At 50.2% G+C, this 15,971-nt stretch carries 16 protein-coding genes; 12 read left to right on the forward strand and 4 right to left on the reverse strand.

Annotated features, from left to right (window positions below):
- The first annotated feature begins 278 nt into the window (after positions 1 to 278).
- On the forward strand, positions 279 to 512 hold the full coding sequence (locus tag IOQ59_RS20335) for an HP1242/YdcH family protein (protein ID WP_193955315.1): 234 nt from the start codon (positions 279 to 281) through the stop codon (positions 510 to 512).
- A gap of 87 nt (positions 513 to 599) precedes the next feature.
- On the opposite strand, the gene IOQ59_RS20340 is transcribed toward IOQ59_RS20335, so the two are convergent.
- Positions 600 to 1,262, reverse strand: coding sequence for a YceH family protein (locus IOQ59_RS20340; RefSeq protein WP_193955316.1), 663 nt, complete (start codon positions 1,260 to 1,262; stop codon positions 600 to 602).
- A 257-nt stretch (positions 1,263 to 1,519) separates the two neighbouring features.
- Here IOQ59_RS20340 and IOQ59_RS20345 point away from each other — a divergent pair, with 257 nt between their 5' ends.
- Positions 1,520 to 1,729, forward strand: coding sequence for a hypothetical protein (locus tag IOQ59_RS20345; protein ID WP_193955317.1), 210 nt, complete (start codon positions 1,520 to 1,522; stop codon positions 1,727 to 1,729).
- 502 nt (positions 1,730 to 2,231) lie between these two features.
- Positions 2,232 to 3,419, forward strand: coding sequence for a calcium-binding protein (locus IOQ59_RS20350; RefSeq protein WP_193955318.1), 1,188 nt, complete (start codon positions 2,232 to 2,234; stop codon positions 3,417 to 3,419).
- 121 nt (positions 3,420 to 3,540) lie between these two features.
- Here the strand turns inward: IOQ59_RS20350 and IOQ59_RS20355 are convergent, their stop codons facing one another.
- The gene (locus IOQ59_RS20355; protein WP_193955319.1) at positions 3,541 to 3,864 is read right to left on the reverse strand and encodes a c-type cytochrome; all 324 of its coding nucleotides are present in this window, start codon (positions 3,862 to 3,864) and stop codon (positions 3,541 to 3,543) included.
- Positions 3,865 to 4,301: 437 nt separating this feature from the next.
- On the opposite strand from IOQ59_RS20355, the gene IOQ59_RS20360 reads away from it, so the two are divergent.
- The 6 genes from IOQ59_RS20360 (at position 4,302) to IOQ59_RS20385 (ending at position 10,794) form a co-directional block, all read left to right on the forward strand.
- Positions 4,302 to 5,279, forward strand: coding sequence for a hypothetical protein (locus tag IOQ59_RS20360; protein WP_193955320.1), 978 nt, complete (start codon positions 4,302 to 4,304; stop codon positions 5,277 to 5,279).
- Between the two features lie 187 nt (positions 5,280 to 5,466).
- A complete protein-coding gene (locus tag IOQ59_RS20365; protein WP_193955321.1) occupies positions 5,467 to 5,949 on the forward strand; it encodes an FKBP-type peptidyl-prolyl cis-trans isomerase in 483 nt (160 codons plus the stop codon).
- Positions 5,950 to 6,515: 566 nt separating this feature from the next.
- The gene (locus tag IOQ59_RS20370; RefSeq protein ID WP_193955322.1) at positions 6,516 to 6,821 is read left to right on the forward strand and encodes a hypothetical protein; all 306 of its coding nucleotides are present in this window, start codon (positions 6,516 to 6,518) and stop codon (positions 6,819 to 6,821) included.
- 97 nt (positions 6,822 to 6,918) lie between these two features.
- Positions 6,919 to 7,839: an AAA family ATPase gene (locus IOQ59_RS20375; RefSeq protein ID WP_193955323.1), complete on the forward strand. Its 921-nt coding sequence runs from the start codon at positions 6,919 to 6,921 to the stop codon at positions 7,837 to 7,839.
- 16 nt (positions 7,840 to 7,855) lie between these two features.
- Complete coding sequence (locus IOQ59_RS20380; protein WP_193955324.1) at positions 7,856 to 8,824, forward strand: DUF58 domain-containing protein; 969 nt, start codon at positions 7,856 to 7,858, stop codon at positions 8,822 to 8,824.
- Positions 8,821 to 10,794 (forward strand): transglutaminase TgpA family protein, encoded by a 1,974-nt coding sequence (locus IOQ59_RS20385; RefSeq protein ID WP_193955325.1) that lies wholly within the window; start codon positions 8,821 to 8,823, stop codon positions 10,792 to 10,794. The genes IOQ59_RS20380 and IOQ59_RS20385 overlap by 4 nt, the downstream gene beginning before the upstream one ends.
- A gap of 18 nt (positions 10,795 to 10,812) precedes the next feature.
- Here the strand turns inward: IOQ59_RS20385 and IOQ59_RS20390 are convergent, their stop codons facing one another.
- Complete coding sequence (locus tag IOQ59_RS20390; protein WP_228051056.1) at positions 10,813 to 11,400, reverse strand: uracil-DNA glycosylase family protein; 588 nt, start codon at positions 11,398 to 11,400, stop codon at positions 10,813 to 10,815.
- Between the two features lie 97 nt (positions 11,401 to 11,497).
- Here IOQ59_RS20390 and IOQ59_RS20395 point away from each other — a divergent pair, with 97 nt between their 5' ends.
- Both IOQ59_RS20395 and IOQ59_RS20400 read left to right on the forward strand, forming a co-directional pair.
- Positions 11,498 to 12,193 carry a M48 family metallopeptidase gene (locus tag IOQ59_RS20395; protein WP_193955326.1) on the forward strand — a complete coding sequence of 232 codons (696 nt, stop codon included), beginning with the start codon at positions 11,498 to 11,500 and terminating at the stop codon, positions 12,191 to 12,193.
- A gap of 162 nt (positions 12,194 to 12,355) precedes the next feature.
- Positions 12,356 to 14,149 carry a methyl-accepting chemotaxis protein gene (locus tag IOQ59_RS20400; protein ID WP_193955327.1) on the forward strand — a complete coding sequence of 598 codons (1,794 nt, stop codon included), beginning with the start codon at positions 12,356 to 12,358 and terminating at the stop codon, positions 14,147 to 14,149.
- Between the two features lie 78 nt (positions 14,150 to 14,227).
- On the opposite strand, the gene IOQ59_RS20405 is transcribed toward IOQ59_RS20400, so the two are convergent.
- A complete protein-coding gene (locus IOQ59_RS20405) occupies positions 14,228 to 14,683 on the reverse strand; it encodes a hypothetical protein (RefSeq protein WP_193955328.1) in 456 nt (151 codons plus the stop codon).
- Positions 14,684 to 14,885: 202 nt separating this feature from the next.
- Between IOQ59_RS20405 and IOQ59_RS20410 the strand changes: the two genes are divergently transcribed.
- Positions 14,886 to 15,860, forward strand: coding sequence for an MBL fold metallo-hydrolase (locus tag IOQ59_RS20410; protein WP_193955329.1), 975 nt, complete (start codon positions 14,886 to 14,888; stop codon positions 15,858 to 15,860).
- Positions 15,861 to 15,971 lie beyond the last annotated feature (111 nt).

Below are 15,971 nucleotides of genomic sequence, written 5' to 3' on the forward strand. Positions count from 1 at the left end.
ACTTCATCAATATCGATCGTGCGAACGGTGGAATAGTTAAGCAGATTTAGCCGTCAATATTTAGCGCTGAGCGTTTCAGACGACTTCTTATCGCCCGCTTTATAGTGTGCTTTTTTGTGCATGGATTGTACGAGGGATAGATGGGCTGTTTTGGTAAGACAGAATGGTTATAGGCTTGTACGAATCGCCACTATGCCAGATTTGGTATCTTCTTCTTGAGTTACTAAACTTATCGTAGATGCCGCAAACTATGTTCTACCTGTGGCGGAGTTGTGTTTATGTCAGATCTGGATCACAGCCTGTATACCGACTTTCCTGAGTATCGCGAACGGATTCACCTGCTCAAATTAGAAGATCCTGTCTTTGCTTCCAAAGCAACCGAGTATCACAAACTAGACCATAGTGTGCGTGGTCTGGAAATGGCGTATTTGTCAGTGTCGAATGATTGTTTTCGAGATATGAAAATGCGCCGACTTCGGCTCAAGGATGAACTTTTCCGAATGCTGCAATAAAACGCAAGCATAGACAGGCTGGTTCGCCCTCTCGTTTGGGCGGGCTTGCTTGTCGCCTGACTATGTGTGCGTCCTGTTATTCCCTTTCTACGATTGAAGCTGTGTGAGTGCCTCTCGTAGTGCTTCTATTTCCTCTTGCTGTTGTTGAACCGTCGCCTCCAACGTGTTGATCCGGGCGTTCAGGTCTGAATTTCCGCTCTCCGCAGAGGTGGTTGTCTGAGCAATGGAGGAGGTATCAACCTCACCGCTGAAAAGGTGTGTGAAGCGAGACTCTCGTTTACCGGGTTCCCGTGGTAAGCGTACGACCAGAGCACCATCGGTGCGTTCGCCAAGTGCCTGAAGGGCAGATTCCACCTCCTGCACGTTATTGAACTCATGTATGCGTTGTGTGCGGGTGCGCAGTTCGCCTGGTGTTTGTGGACCGCGCAAAAGCAACACGCACACAATGGCACGTTGTCCTTCGGTGAACTGAAGTTCGCTAAATTCAGTATTGCAGAATCGATGTTTGTATTTCACGACGCGGCTACCAAAGCCGCTCTCTTCCCGGGTCAGTCGTTTAGCGGCAAGGTCATCCAGTATTTGCTGGACCTCGCTTTCATCGAGGTGCATGACAGGATCACGATTACTTTTCTGGTTGCAGGCAAGCGTCAGTGCGTTTAGGGAAAGTGGGTACTGGTCAGGTGTTGTGCTTTCCTTCTCTAACAGGCAGCCAATGACGCGAGTTTCGTTAAGGCTTAGCTCTAGATCCATAGTTAACAGTCCTGATGTGGTTGCTTCCGTATCATTTAGTTTCTGCTCTGATCGCGGAAAGATCAAGCGGCTAATAATTATTGACTGAGATGTAATTAAAACAATGTTAATATTTAAAAACTAATATTATCAGTAAGTTAGGTGTTTATTAGAACAAGGATTGTGGAATTGGCTTGCTGTGCGTGTTGTTTTTCAGGCAATATAGAGGGATTCAAACAAAAACATTTTGTCCGTCCTTATAAAAACAAGGGGTTATCATGATCCATTCAAACGTAAGTGGTTATGTTCATGAAGCCGGTACTGGCCTGGGTACCCATTGCGATGCAGTTCTTAGGGATTGTGCATCTATGCATGCGATAAAGGGGAGTGGGGTTGATGCCAATGTGGCCGCGACTGCTGACAAGGATGTTAAAGAAACAGGCGGTTCTGCAACGCGCGCATATTATTCACAATGGGTGCGCCGCTGACGGAAACGCTTGGCTTTCTATCATACGTATTATGAAACGCTCCTAAACAGGAGCGTTTTTTTATGCCTGCTATTTGCGGGTTCTGCTCTGTATTTCCCTATCCGTGATTTCGTGTCCCCGAACCCGTCTTCAGGCTTCTTCTAGTCGGATGAGGTCCTTGTCTGCTTTTCATGTCTTTGAGTGGCGTATCTGCTTCGATCGTAGTCCTGGTCGTAGTCTTGTGGACTTTGTTGGTTTGGAGGGGGATTTAAGATTCGATTCAGGTTGTGAGTGGCAGAATTCTCATGCCCTGATGCGAAGGCGGGGAGAAAATTGTTTAAATTTACGGGATTCTATAACAATTAAAACAGCATATAAATTTAAATTATAATAAAAACAATGGGTTATATTTTTATTAAAACGTATTTTAAAAATATGTGTTGATGGTTTGTTTGAATTGGGTATACTGGACTCATTCAAACATTAGTTCCCTTACGAAACGCCGGGAAAACAGGAGCTTACGATGACTGATTCAAACAACATTTCTGCAGTATGCGAAGATAATACAGAAGTAGTTACTGGTACTCAGTGTGATGATGTGATCGTTGATGAGTCTGGTCGTCAGATCATCAAAGCATTCGGCGGTGATGACGTTGTTAAGAGCGGTCAGGGCAACAACTCTGTTTATCTGGGTGCGGGTGACGATTTCTATAAAGCCACCGGCGAAGGCGACGACTTCGTTAAAGGCGGCGCAGGAAATGACGCGGTCGTTTCTGGTAATGGTAATGATGTTGTTAAAGCCGGTTCCGGCGATGATGTGGTGTATTCCGGTACGGGTGATGATGTCGCTCACGGTGGTCGTGGTGCCGATACGCTGGATGGCGGTGAAGGTAGTGATGTGCTGTTTGGTGGCCGCGGTGATGATGTGATGCGCGGTGGCGAAGGTAGCGATGTCCTTAAGGGCCGCGCCGATAATGACTATATGGAAGGCGGCAGCGGTGATGATTTCATCGTAGGTGGTCGTGGTGATGATGTTGCGCAAGGTAACGAAGGGAATGACACCATGCGCGGCGGTAAAGGTAATGACGTCTTTGACGGTGGTAACGGCGATGATGTTCTGCGCGGCGGTCGCGGTGATGACACGCTCAAAGGCGGTGACGGTGACGACACGCTGAAAGGTGGCAGTGGTAACGACACACTGAAAGGTGGTGATGGCAACGACTCTATGTATGGCGGTGCTGACAATGATGTGCTGCTGGGTGGAGAAGGTCATGACACCATGCGCGGTGGTCGTGGTGATGACGTATTGAAAGGCGAAGCCGGTAACGACATTCTGAAAGGCGGTCGTGGTGATGATGTCCTGAATGGCGGCGAGGGCTGCGATACGCTGAAAGGTGGCGCGGGTGATGATTTCCTGGTCGGCGGTAAGGATGCAGATATGGCTTACGGCGGTCGTGGTAATGATACCTACGCGTTCGCGGCAGGCGATGGCAATGACTACTTCAATGGCGGTAAAAGTGATTGCTGGACAGATACAGTTGAGCTGTGCGCGCACGGTAACGACTGGACATTGACTGTGGATGGTCAGGCAGTTGATGTAAATATGGCAGATCAGGCGTTGGCGCTGTCTGCTGATTCTAGCGGTGTTGTGACTTTCGCAGACGGATCTGAGTTGGTCTTCGACAACATCGAATTGGTTGAGTGGGCATAATCGCTTAATCAGACATTTCCCGATCGAGCAGAAGAGATCTTTTTAGCGCCCCCTTGGGGCGCTTTTTTTTGGGCAAAAAACGGTTCTGAGTTTGAAATTTAAATGGGTGTCAGCAAGAGAGTTATTGAGCTTTCAGAGTAAATAGCAGGTAATCCGCTACTTTCTGCGCCTGACGGGGACTGAGCTGTTTGCGGAAGTTCGGCATCGCTGGCTTATCGTCGCGGCCATAAAGCACCAAATTGATCACCTCCTGCCGGGTGAGAGCTGTATGGGCATTCGCAGGAATTCCTTGCAGAAATTTGCCGTTCCCGGTTTGGCCGTGGCAGCTTTCACAATAGTGTGCAAACAGTGCTTTGCCGTCCGCTTTGTCGTTAGGGGTGCTGTCGTTACATCCTGTTAATACAAGGGTGCATGTTAGTAATGTACCGAACCAAATGTAGTTCATTGGCGTAACTCCACTTCTAAGCCAACATTCTCACTTATTTTAGATAAGTCTCGAAATGATGCCCCGTGAGTGCCAGTTTATCTAGCCCTACTTAGGGAATTTTGTCGGAAAGTCACAGAAAAAAGCCGTGGGCACCCAAATGGTGCGCCACGGCATAAAAACAACGATGAAATCATTGAGAAATAGCCAGACGAAGCCGGCTACATTGAAATTATAACGTATTCAAATGAGTGAGATATTCCCAAAATGTATTGTGCGTTGCGGAATTTTGGTTCTGTTGGTGTGGTTTTAAAGAAGTGATCGGTTGACGAGGCAGAGGTTATGTATGGGATTTGAGAGAATGGTGAGCATTGAGCTGAAAATAGTTCTTTAACTCCATTACAGTGAACAAATATCGCTACAATACAGGCCTGCGACTTTCTAAGGATGTTTCGATCATGCTTCATATCACCAATGGCGATAACGCCAATCAAGTACTTCAGCACGCGGGTATCAGCGGGCGTTTTTTGTCCTGGGCTGATGTTCTTCATGACGGCCCGATCCCCGCAGGTTTAACGCTGGATGAGATGTCGCAGGTACGGGCAAACTTTATCCACCATTGTGGTTGGGCAAGTGAGTTTGAAGCACTGACCCACTTTCAATCGCGTGATGCGGTGTTCCTGTCGAGCGCTCGTGAAGGTGGGGTGGTGATCTGGAACTCACCGGAGCTTTACGATCAGTTGCACCTGATTCAGCTTCTCAGTTGGTATAACAGTGAGGCGGGCCGTCATTGTCAGCCGCCCGAGCTGGTATTGGTGCCGTTCCTGTTGGGATTGGCAACCGAGGAACATGATCTACCCGAATGCCTGAATCAGCGTCAGGTCGTCAGTACCGAGCAGTTGCAGGTGTCAGAAGAGGCTTGGTACGCGTTGACGGCATCAAATCCACGTATGTTGGCCGCGATGTTAAAACAAGACTTGAGTTGCTTGCCCTATTTGAAAAGTGGCCTTCAGCGTTTGGTTGAGGAATATCCGGATTTAAACGGTATTAACCGTACAGAGCGACAGATACTGTCGATTCTTTCAGGTGGAGAATCTGCGCCGGGTAGCGTGTTCAGGGATTCTCAGCAGCTGGAGAATCCTCAGTTTATGGGTGACTCCAGCTTCTGGTTGGTCATTAAAAGGATGGTTGAAAGCGATCGGCCTTTGATTGCTCTGGCGGATGGCAGTGCGTTCAAATTGCCGGGGATGTTTGGGGCGGATGAGGCATTTTTACAGCAGCAGCTGTTGATCACTGATCTCGGGGCTGAGGTATTGGCAGGAGATGCAAACTGGCTGGCTCAACGGCAAATTGATCGTTGGGTGGGCGGTGTGCATCTAAATCCAGAGAATATCTGGTGTTGGTGTGCTGAGAACGCCGAGTTTGTGCGCGTTTGAGGCAGTATTTTCGCTTTGACCTGTTTTTCGTCGGGTTTACGCTGGCAGACCCCATAATGCTTTGGTTATGATGGCACTTCCTAACTAATTTTTTGGAAGGTTCAAAGGTGTTTCCGCCTGCACACAGCTGACTGGCTGAGGTTTGAGCAACTTTGTGCATTTCCTTTCTCTAATGGAGAATTTCTCAATGCAGATCGCTGATAAAACAGTTGTCCAGATCAACTACACCCTGAAAAACGACAGTGGTGAGGTTCTGGATTCATCTGAAGGACAGGAGCCTCTGGCGTTTCTGTGCGGCGCTCAGAATATCATTCCAGGTCTGGAAAATGCGCTGCTGGGCAAGCAGGTTGGCGATAAGTTGGATGTACGTGTAGAGCCTTCTGAAGGTTACGGCGAAGTACACGAAGAAATGATTCAGAAAGTGCCTAAGGAAAACTTCGAGGGTGTAGATACAGTTGAAGTAGGCATGCAGTTTATGGCTCAGGCGCCATGGGGTGAGCAGCCAGTGACTGTCATCAAAGTTGAAGAAGATGGCGTTACGCTGGACGGCAACCACCCAATGGCGGGTCAGATCCTGAACTTCAGCGTTGAAGTTGTTGAAGTGCGCGAAGCATCTGAAGAAGAAGTAGAGCACGGTCACGCGCACGGCGCGGGTGGTCACCACCACTAAGATCGATGCGGTCGGTTAAATAACCGGCCATACATTAAAAACCTGTATGGAGTGATTCATACAGGTTTTTTTGTGCCTGCGATTTAAGCAAATCATGAATCGGATTATGACAGCGAAGCGAAACCTCATGATTTGATTAGGTTTTTAAGTGTTTAGTATTTGATCAAGATGGGCTGAGCCCTTGCTATACGGGGCGTCTTCCCCCGTTTATATAACTGGCACGGTACTTGTATTAAGTTGAGTCAGCCATGATGGCGGAGCGTTGATGCCTTAGCGCAGTGTTCCGCCTGTCTGGCTAGATTTCCAGCCTTCCTTGATAGGGCGTCACAGGGGCTGGAGGAAATCTTGCCTGTCTTATCAATGTGACACATAGCACTCTAGGTTCGCCCCGGCTTATGTCGGGGCTTTTTTTTATCAAGTATCTGATTTTTCGCGTGTAAATTTCCTCATACCCTTTTCTGCACCCTCAACTAAGCTTAAGTAGCTTACAGCGAGCTGGATCTGACCTGATCCAAGTCTGGCGCACGGAACGTACAGCCTGCTAATTAACGAGAGGAGCCTGTGCTATGAATATGTCTGAATTCATCACTCTGGCGGAACAGCATCGTCTGCGTAACGTAAATTTCATTGAGTCCGGTTGTGGTCCAATGGTGATTCAAGTTGAATACGGCAAGGACAAAGAGGTTGCAAAGGACCTGATTAAAGATAATGAAGGTGGTGTGATTACCTGTAGAAGTGTGACCGAAGCCTATGACATTTGTCATCGGGCCGGTGTGCATCGTGCCAATCTGGTACAGGTAATTCCCCATGATGAGGCTTGCACAAACAGCTTTGCTGACTACCACAGTGAATCTATTCCGTTGAGGTTCTGATCCATATTGAACTCCCGGATAGAGGCCGCTGTCTGTTTTCGGGAGTCATTTGATAATTGTCTGAAGTTCTTTTTGTGACAGGAACCAGGGAAGCGATATGCAGGAAAAGATAGACCATGCCATTGAGGTGATTGGTGGTGTGTTATACGGCAAGGAACGGCAGATTCGGCAGGCATTGACCTGTCTTTTTGCGCATGGGCACTTACTCATTGAAGACCTGCCGGGTATGGGTAAAACCACACTGGCACATGCTCTGGCGCAGGTGATGGGCCTGAACTATCAACGCGTCCAGTTCACCAGCGATATGCTGCCCGCCGATCTGTTAGGTGTGACCGTGTTTGATGCGGGTAACAGTGAGTTTCGTTTTCATCGTGGGCCCGTATTTACACAGCTGCTGCTAGCGGACGAAATTAACCGGACGACACCTAAGACCCAGAGTGCATTACTGGAGGCGATGGAGGAACATCAGGTTTCTCTGGACGGCCAGACCTATCCGTTACCGGACCCGTTTTTTGTGATAGCAACGCAAAATCCTCTGAGCCAGTACGGTACCTTTCCTTTGCCTGAATCGCAGCTCGATCGCTTTCTGATGCGAATTGAATTGGGATATCCGGCTCACGAAGCTGAGCGGGAGCTGCTAAAAGGTGGGGATGTTCGAGATCGCATTGGTGATCTGCCCGTGTGTATCGATCAGCAAACGCTACGCGAAATCTACCTTGCGTGCGACAAAGTACAGGCGTCAAACAGTCTGCTGGATTACTTGCAACGCTTGGTGCGTTACAGCCGTGAAGCGAAAGGCTTTGCATATGGCATTTCGCCACGCGGTGCGTTGGCGTTGCTGCGCAGTGCTAAAACATGGGCGTATATGCATGGTCGCCAATATGTTGTACCGGAGGATCTGCAAACGTTGTTGAAGCCCGTATTTGGCCACCGTTTGCGGGCGGCTGAAGACTATGCCGAGCATGGTGGGTTGGCGTTGGTTCAGCGATTGCTCAGTGAGGTCGATGTTGTCGGCTGAGGGACGGCGGTTTGTTATGTTCGCCAAGCTTAGAAAAAGCCTGCGGAGTCCATTTGATCGCTGGGCCGCCCGTCGGCGTCCAAAAGGTCGTTCTATTGAGCTGAACCATAAACGTATTTTTATCTTCCCGAGTCGTTCCGGCTGGGGGTTCATTTTCGTATCGCTCCTGTTGTTGCTTATCGGTGTGAACTACGAAAACAATCTGCTCCATGCGGTGGCGTTTTTACTGCTCAGTATCTTTGTCGTCTCAATAATCCATACGTACAGCAATCTCTCCGGCATTAACATCACTGCCATTAGAGGGTATCCCTGTTTTGCCGGTGAGCAGGCTGAATTTGAGCTGCGCTTAAGCGGCGACGGTAAACGTGAACGGGAAAATGTGCAGCTCGCCTGGAAAGGATGTCAGTCGCAAACTATCGAGATGATTGATCACTCCGGTTGCACCGTGCGCCTCTATCACCCTGCACCGGAGCGAGGGCGGCTGCATCCACGTCCGTTGCTGATCGAAAGTGTGTATCCGTTGGGGCTGCTAAGAGTCTGGAGTTGGCTTGAGGTCGATAGCAATGCGATTGTATATCCCAGTCCGAAAAAGAGCCTGCAGCCACAATCTTATATCCGTTCAGAGGGAGACGGGCGGATGCAGTCGCTTGACGGCGGAGAGGATTTTGCCGGGTTAGAGCAATATCACCCCGGTATGCCTTTACGTCACGTGGCATGGAAAACCTACGCCCGCGGACAGGGATTACACGCCAAAACGTTTCATGCCGAGGTGGATGAGCGAGTCTGGCTTGATTGGGATGCCCTGACCGGTATGTCCACAGAAACCCGTCTGTCCTGCTTATGCTATTTAGTGCTCCAGCTTGAGAAGCAGGGGGAGCATTACGGTCTGCGACTACCCGGCAGGGATTTTGAACCGGATCGGGGAGAAAACCATCGTCAGCAGTTGCTGACTGCGTTGGCACTCTTTCCGGGAGGGGTAGGATGAGCGATCAATTTCGTCTGAGTCGCCCGGCGTTGATGTGGCAGTTCATCGCGATCATAGCGGTGTTGTTGCCCCATTTGACTCACTTGCCGTTATGGGTGCCGGCGGCGATAGCGGGGACGATAGGCTGGCGGCTGATGGTCCACACGGGACGCTGGTCGTTTCCGCATTGGAGTGTGCTCGCGCTATTTTCATTTCTGGCGTGTGGCGGGGTGTTTCTCAGCTACGGCGGTGTGGGTGGTGTCAACGGGATGGTGGCGCTGCTAATAGCAGGGTTTGGCCTGAAGTCGCTGGAGATCTACCGCCAGCGTGATGCGCTGTTGGTGGTCTACGTTGCCTATATTGTGGCGGGCAGTGCGTTGTTGTTTGATCAAAGTATCTGGATGGCAGCTTATGTACTGGTGGCTGTCCAGCTGACCACGGCGGCTTTGTTGGCGATCTATCAAACGCATAACGTGGATATGGGGCGGCCATTCCGCAGCAGTGCAGTGATGATGATGCAGTCTCTGCCCCTGATGCTGGTGCTGTTTATTTTGATTCCACGAATGGGGCCGATATGGTCGCTAAAGATGGATGTGGGTGGGGCCAAGACCGGTCTTTCGGAGGTCATGTCGCCCGGTGATATCACCAATTTGACCCGTTCTTCGGATGTTGCATTCAGAGTGGAGTTTAAGGATGAACCGCCCCCGCAAAATGCGCTTTACTGGCGGGCGATGACGTACCCGGATTTTGACGGTGTCCGCTGGTATAGGGATAAGCGGCAAGACGAGCTTCAACAAGTGACTGAATCAGTACAGATGAAGGAGCCGACATACCGCTATTCACTGATGCTGGAGCCAACCGGACGGAACTATGTTCCCGCATTAGATATGCCGGTGTCTTTGCCGGACGGTTTGGCGCTAAATTCAGATATGACCTTCCTGCGGGATAACCCCATCAACACCCGAGAGCAGTTTGATCTTCACTCTGCTGCGCAGTATCGCTTGGCGGTAAAGAGCAACGCGCTGAACTACAGGCGTGAGTTGAGTTTGCCACTGACTAATCCGCGTAGTCGCGAAACGGCGCGTGAATGGTACACCCGCGCAGGTTCGCCAGAGTCCTACATCCGAATGTTAATGGCGTTTTACCATCTCAACTTCACCTACACGTTGAACCCCGGAAAACTGCAAGGAAACCAGATCGATCAGTTTCTGTTTTCCAGCCAGAAAGGGTTCTGTGGACACTTCGCCGGTTCAATGGTGTTTATGTTGCGTTCTGTGGGTATCCCGGCGCGTGTCGTTGCGGGTTATCAGGGGGGAGAGTGGAATCCTTACGAGAAGTATTTACTGGTGCGCCAGTATGATGCTCATGCCTGGGTTGAGGCGTGGTTGCCGAGAAAAGGTTGGGTGCGTTTTGATCCGACCGCTGCGGTGGCACCCGAACGGATCGTAAGACCGGCGGAGGAGCTGTTTTCAGAGCAGGAGAGTTTCCTTGAAGACACCCCGCTGGGAAGTTTACTGGTTGGTAGAAACAGCGTGCTCGCTGACCTGTGGTTAAAGTGGGATGCGTTGTCCTATGGCTGGCAGCAATGGGTGGTGAATTATCATCGCTATCAGAACGATTTTCTCACCCGGCTGTTAGGTGAAATCACACCCTTGCGGCTTGCCTTGGCGTTGCTGATCCCGTTTGTGCTGGTGATGACACTCGTTGCTTTACGGGTGTTCTGGCACAGCTGGAACAACCCGAAAGATCCGCACGATCTGGCGCTGGAAAAGCTGTCGCAGCGCTTGGAACGTAAAGCAGGGTTGGGTCGCAGTCCGGGAGAGACAGTAAAACGATACTGCGACCGCGTAGCTGATGTACGGCCCGATTTGGCGGAAGTACTCAGCCAGATTGCGGGTCGTTACGAGCAAATGCGATACGCAGAAACAGATCAACTGGATGCAGGGAAAGAACTGCTGGCATGGGTGCGTCGGTGCCACAGCAAAATTTAGAATGGTAACTTTTGGATCTTAATCTGATAACAGTGCAGCAACCCGCTGCTGTAACATCGGCACGACTTCATCTTCAAACCAGGGGTTACGCTTTAGCCACAACTGATTGCGAGGTGATGGGTGTGGCAGCGGAATGAAGCCTTCCCGGCACGCCGCCCATTGTTGTACCCGCTCAGTGAGTGTTTTGTAGTGGTCCTCAAGGTAGTACTTTTGTGAATACTGGCCAATCAGCAGAGTGAGTTGAACGTTTGGCATCTGGCTCAGCAAGCTTGGATGCCAGAGCGGCGCGCACTCCTTACGAGGCGGCAGATCCCCTGACTTTCCTTTGCCTGGATAGCAAAACCCCATTGGCATGATGGCAATTTGGGATTCATCATAAAACTGCTCAGAATCCAGATTAAGCCACTGGCGCAGGCGATCACCGCTGGGATCGTTCCACGGAATGCCGGTTTTGTGCACCCGGGTACCAGGGGCTTGCCCGATGATCATCAGCCGTGCGCTGGATGAAGCGCGTACCACCGGATTGCTACCCAACGGCAGTTGCTCTGCGCAGTGTTCACAGGCGCGGATTTCGGCGAGTAAATCGTCCATCGGAATCAGGGACATAGAGCAACAGGCCTCTGTAGGTTGTGGTTTAGCGATGTGCTTCTGGTTCAAGTCTACTATGATAGCCCTCGCAACAAACTGCCAGCAGATAAAATTGATGACAACTGAACGCTTAGCCTACGAAATTGTGCGCAGTAAAAAACGTCGCACCGCCGCCATTAAAGTGGAGCCGGGTCAGGTCCGTGTGCTGGTCCCGCATTGGGTGGATGATCATTGGATCGAAGGCTGGGTGGCGGAGAAACGTCACTGGATCTTACAGAAGCAACAGCGTCTCGCTGAGCAAGGGCAAGCGTTTGAAATTCGTATTGCACAGCAGTCCGAAATCCCGTTTCTCGGACAAACCTTACGGCTTACTTGGCAGTATGGGGCACGTAATCAAGTTGACCGTGTTGGTGATCAATTACACGTGACCTTATCCCGCCGTGGCAGCCGTCCTGAAGTTGAACGTGTGACCGATCTGGTCAAAAGCTGGTATCAGGGACAAGCCCAGAGCTATCTGTCAGAGCGACTTCAACACTGGCAGCAGATTACCGGATTGGTTGCATCGGGGTTGACGGTCAAGAGTTTTCGCCGCCGCTGGGGCAGTTGTGACAACCGGGGGCACATCTCTTTGAACTGGCGGCTGGTCATGGCACCGGCCGATCAGGTGGACTATGTGATCGTCCATGAGCTGGCTCATCTCAAGCATTTCAACCACAGCAAGCGCTTCTGGGCGTTAGTTGCTACTTTTGTCGCACAATACAATACCTTAAGACTAGGGTTACAGTGCCGATATCCTCTACTGTACTTCTGAAAGTACAGTTGCAAGCATCAGGTGCTGTGTTAGATTTTCTAATCACAGTTTCGAGGGAACGACGGCGTTAGTGTGTTTGAATACGCAAAATACGCCGCCTTAGAATTTTAAAAGTGCAGATAAAAAACATTAAATAAACGATAACAATAACGGGCATGTCACATGAGTCTTTACAGCAGTATTGAAAAGACGTTTTTTAATTCCCTCACCAAAAAAATAGTTGGCAACGTTGTTTTTCTATTGGGGCCGAACCTCATCGTTGCAGCCATCGGTTATTGGGTCTACCAAGATCTGAGTTCAATTCATGCTCAACTCGATACGAGTCAGGCGGCGAGCGCGGTACTGGAACAGAGTGCATCAACGCTGTCTATCGCGTCGCTGATCCTGCTGATCTACACGTTCCTTATCGGGACATTTACCATCTTCTTTATGCGGCATCTATTTCTGCGTCCAATTGGCAGTATCACCAACGTATTGCGTGCTGTAAAAGAGCGTGATGGTGATATATCTGCCACATTACCGCAGTACTCCCACGATGAAATCTCCAGCATGGCGGAAAGCTATAACGACTTCTCGCATAGCCTGAAGAAGATGATCTCTTCCACGCGTCAGCGCAGCGTACAGGTGGCGTTAAGTGCGACCCAGCTGCAGAAGGTGGTGAACGAAGCGCATACATCCGCACAGGAGCAGGAAACCCGCGCTCAGATGGTGTTTCAGGCCAGTCAGGAAGCCACTACGGCAATTGATGAGATCGCTGCGCACACGTTGGAGATCTCGGAGCGCAACAGCAATAACCTGGAAGAAGTACGTGGCTCTAGTAGTGAGATGACCCGCGTGCAGGATCAGGTGCAAGCGGTGGGCAAACAGATCAGCGAGTTTCAGAGTACGGTGCATCAGCTGTCGGAGAACTCTGAGAATATTATGCGGGTGCTGGGGATGGTGAAGGACTTCTCCGACCAGACTAACCTCCTGGCCCTGAACGCCTCCATTGAAGCCGCGCGCGCAGGTGAAGCGGGGCGTGGGTTTGCTGTGGTGGCGGATGAAGTCCGTTCGTTGTCTTTAAAGGTTAGCAGTGCAACCTCTGAGATCGATAAGAATGTCAGTGAGATGACATCGTTGGTCAGCAATACCCGCACGGGGGCCGACACGATCAAAGAGTATATCTCCGATACCGAGGTGTTCATCGGCAATACCAACACACAGTTTTCTAACATGGTGTCTGATTTTGAAGAGTTGAACAGTCAGCTCAGCAGTATCAGTGCAGCCATTGATGAGCTGGCATACACCAACCGCAATACCCATGAGCATGTTTCTGAGATCACCAAGATTTCAGAAGAGATCAAGGATGAGATGGAGGTGTCGAAGAGTCACTCCGGTGATCTGGAAACCGCGACTGAGGAAACGCAGGAGTTGCTGTCGCGCTTTATCATCGGCTACGGCGGCTTTGAAGGCATGATTCAGGCAGGACGAGGCTGGGCGCAAGAGACTCAGGATATTCTGGAAGAGATGATGCGTCAGGGAAGCAATTTGTTTGATACGAATTATCGTCGCACCAATGACGGTCAGCTACCTGAAAAGTTTGATACCTCCTATGTGGATGCGTATCAGTCACGCTTGCAGCCCGTGTTTGATCGCTTTATTACGGAGCGTTCAGAGTTTATCTACGCGATTGCGGTGGATCTGAACGGTTATGCGCCAGCACATCACACCAAGGTTTCCGATCCGATCACGGGTAATTTTGATGTGGATAACCTGAAGAGCCGAAACCGACGTATCTATGCCGGGAGCCGTGCAGAGCAACGTCGGGCAAGCCATACGTCGCCGTTTCTGTTACAGACCTTTATTCGTGATACCGGTGAAGTGCTGAACGACCTGTCTATTCCGCTGTACGTTAACGGTAAGCACTGGGGTTCGTTGATTATGGGCTTTGATCCGAAACACCTCCTGTCAGAGTGACGGCGTTCATCACGCTATCTAAACCACAAAAAAGGGAAGGTGTAAAAACCTTCCCTTTTTTGTGGCCCGGCTGAACGTTCAGCTCGCATCGTCGCTTGGGTTAAGCCCTTCCTGCAGTAACTGATAACACTCGTTGGCATTAATAAAGCCAGCCAGCTCCAGTTCCCGTTCGTCCTTGAGCGTGAGAATAATCGTGGTGTGTTTGCCTTTCTCTTTCTTTTCCAGCGACTCGATATCTCGGAACTGAATACGCTCTTCGCTCTCTTCCATGGGTTTGTTTAACAGCATAGAGCGCGGTGACAGGGTGATTGTCGCATCCTCGAACTCTTCACGGAGAGTGTCGACATTACGTTGCTGAAAGCTGACCCAGAATAGAATGGCGGCAAGTGGCAGTAGCGTGTAGATCTTTGTCAGGTCCATCAGCATCAGGCCAACAGCCAAACCAATTAAGCCCAACTGAATCTTGTTATTCAGTGAATGTCGCTGCTCAAAATAGTCATTGTCCCAGGTAAATAGAGGCTTCTCATTCGCCATGCGTAATGTCCCTTGCTCGGATAAATCAGGTCTGCGGCGGATGCCGTTTTGCGGCAAGCAGTGTGCAGCGAATGGCAGGTGATGACAAGAGAGGTGAGGTGCGACCATAGTCACCCAATGGTCTATTTATATGATATTGTTTTTAGCTTATATAATAAATGCATATAAAGCCGATATAAGAAAAGCTAAAGGACGGATCTCTATGTTTAATCTCAAACGCGGTGCGCGCGGTGTATTGTTGGCTGCAGCAGCCACGGCGGTATTGTCTATGCCTGCAATGGCAGCGTCACCGGCGGATAAGTACCCTGAGTCTCAGCTGTATTCTAAACCAGTGAAAATCGCAGAGGATGTGTGGAGCTCCATTGGTGCGACTCAGTATTACAGCTACGAAAACGGTGGCCACAACAATAACCTCTCCTTTGTAATCGGTGAAAAGGGCGTGTTGGTCGTTAACGGTGGTGCGGCGTACCTGTTGGCGAAAGCGTTGCATGAAGAGATTAAGCAGATCACCGATAAACCGGTTATTTACGTGGTGGATGAAAACGGCCAGTCCCATGCGATCTTAGGTAACGGTTATTGGAAAGAGCAGGGCGCGACCATTATCGCCCATGCTGAAGCGCTGGAAGAGGTCGAGGAAAAAGGCCTGAGTGGCTTGGAAACGCTGCAAGGTATCCTGAAAGAACAGGCGAAGGGCACTGAGCTGGTTGAAATTGACGAGACATTTGATGAGGAGATGGAACTGGATCTGGGAGGGATTACCGTAAAACTGATCCACTTTGGACCGGCTCACTCGGTTGGCGATATTTCAGTGTATATTCCTGAGCGTAACGTTGTTCTCGCAGGTGATATGGCGTTCCAGCAGCGTATGCTGCCGGTGTTCCCGGATACCGATACAGCGGCGTGGTTGGAAACATGGCATGAGAGCTTCGCCCCGTTTGCGAACGATAAAATCATCGTACCGGGTCACGGTGAAGCGACCGATTTCGAGACAGTCGATAAGTGGACCCGCGGTTATCTGGAATACGTACGTGCCAAGGTAGCGGTGTTGCTCGAAGACGGTGGAACCCTGGAAGATGCGTACAAGATTGACCAGAGCCCCTATGCGCATCTGGATACGTTCAAAGAGCTGTCAGCGAAAAATGCAGGCCGTATCTTTGAAGCAATGGAATTTGAATAAGGTTTAGACCTGTAAACGCGATCCCTGGAGTTGATGTTGGGTATCGCGTTGCTCGACCCAACCTTGTATCTCTCCATCTGCTCTGTTTGATTAGATAGAGCTCCCCGGTCA

Source organism: Pontibacterium sinense (assembly GCF_015209595.1).
In the GTDB taxonomy this organism is placed as follows: domain Bacteria; phylum Pseudomonadota; class Gammaproteobacteria; order Pseudomonadales; family Balneatricaceae; genus Pontibacterium; species Pontibacterium sinense.

Coding starts and splice junctions, on each gene's coding strand:
- IOQ59_RS20360 (WP_193955320.1), top strand. CDS start 4,302: ATGCTTCATATCACCAATGGCGATAACGCCAATCAAGTACTTCAGCAC.
- IOQ59_RS20350 (WP_193955318.1), top strand. CDS start 2,232: ATGACTGATTCAAACAACATTTCTGCAGTATGCGAAGATAATACAGAA.
- IOQ59_RS20365 (WP_193955321.1), top strand. CDS start 5,467: ATGCAGATCGCTGATAAAACAGTTGTCCAGATCAACTACACCCTGAAA.
- IOQ59_RS20380 (WP_193955324.1), top strand. CDS start 7,856: ATGTTCGCCAAGCTTAGAAAAAGCCTGCGGAGTCCATTTGATCGCTGG.
- IOQ59_RS20340 (WP_193955316.1), bottom strand. CDS start 1,262: ATGGATCTAGAGCTAAGCCTTAACGAAACTCGCGTCATTGGCTGCCTG.
- IOQ59_RS20405 (WP_193955328.1), bottom strand. CDS start 14,683: ATGGCGAATGAGAAGCCTCTATTTACCTGGGACAATGACTATTTTGAG.
- IOQ59_RS20355 (WP_193955319.1), bottom strand. CDS start 3,864: ATGAACTACATTTGGTTCGGTACATTACTAACATGCACCCTTGTATTA.
- IOQ59_RS20385 (WP_193955325.1), top strand. CDS start 8,821: ATGAGCGATCAATTTCGTCTGAGTCGCCCGGCGTTGATGTGGCAGTTC.
- IOQ59_RS20390 (WP_228051056.1), bottom strand. CDS start 11,400: ATGTCCCTGATTCCGATGGACGATTTACTCGCCGAAATCCGCGCCTGT.
- IOQ59_RS20410 (WP_193955329.1), top strand. CDS start 14,886: ATGTTTAATCTCAAACGCGGTGCGCGCGGTGTATTGTTGGCTGCAGCA.
- IOQ59_RS20335 (WP_193955315.1), top strand. CDS start 279: ATGTCAGATCTGGATCACAGCCTGTATACCGACTTTCCTGAGTATCGC.
- IOQ59_RS20395 (WP_193955326.1), top strand. CDS start 11,498: ATGACAACTGAACGCTTAGCCTACGAAATTGTGCGCAGTAAAAAACGT.
- IOQ59_RS20375 (WP_193955323.1), top strand. CDS start 6,919: ATGCAGGAAAAGATAGACCATGCCATTGAGGTGATTGGTGGTGTGTTA.
- IOQ59_RS20370 (WP_193955322.1), top strand. CDS start 6,516: ATGAATATGTCTGAATTCATCACTCTGGCGGAACAGCATCGTCTGCGT.
- IOQ59_RS20345 (WP_193955317.1), top strand. CDS start 1,520: ATGATCCATTCAAACGTAAGTGGTTATGTTCATGAAGCCGGTACTGGC.
- IOQ59_RS20400 (WP_193955327.1), top strand. CDS start 12,356: ATGAGTCTTTACAGCAGTATTGAAAAGACGTTTTTTAATTCCCTCACC.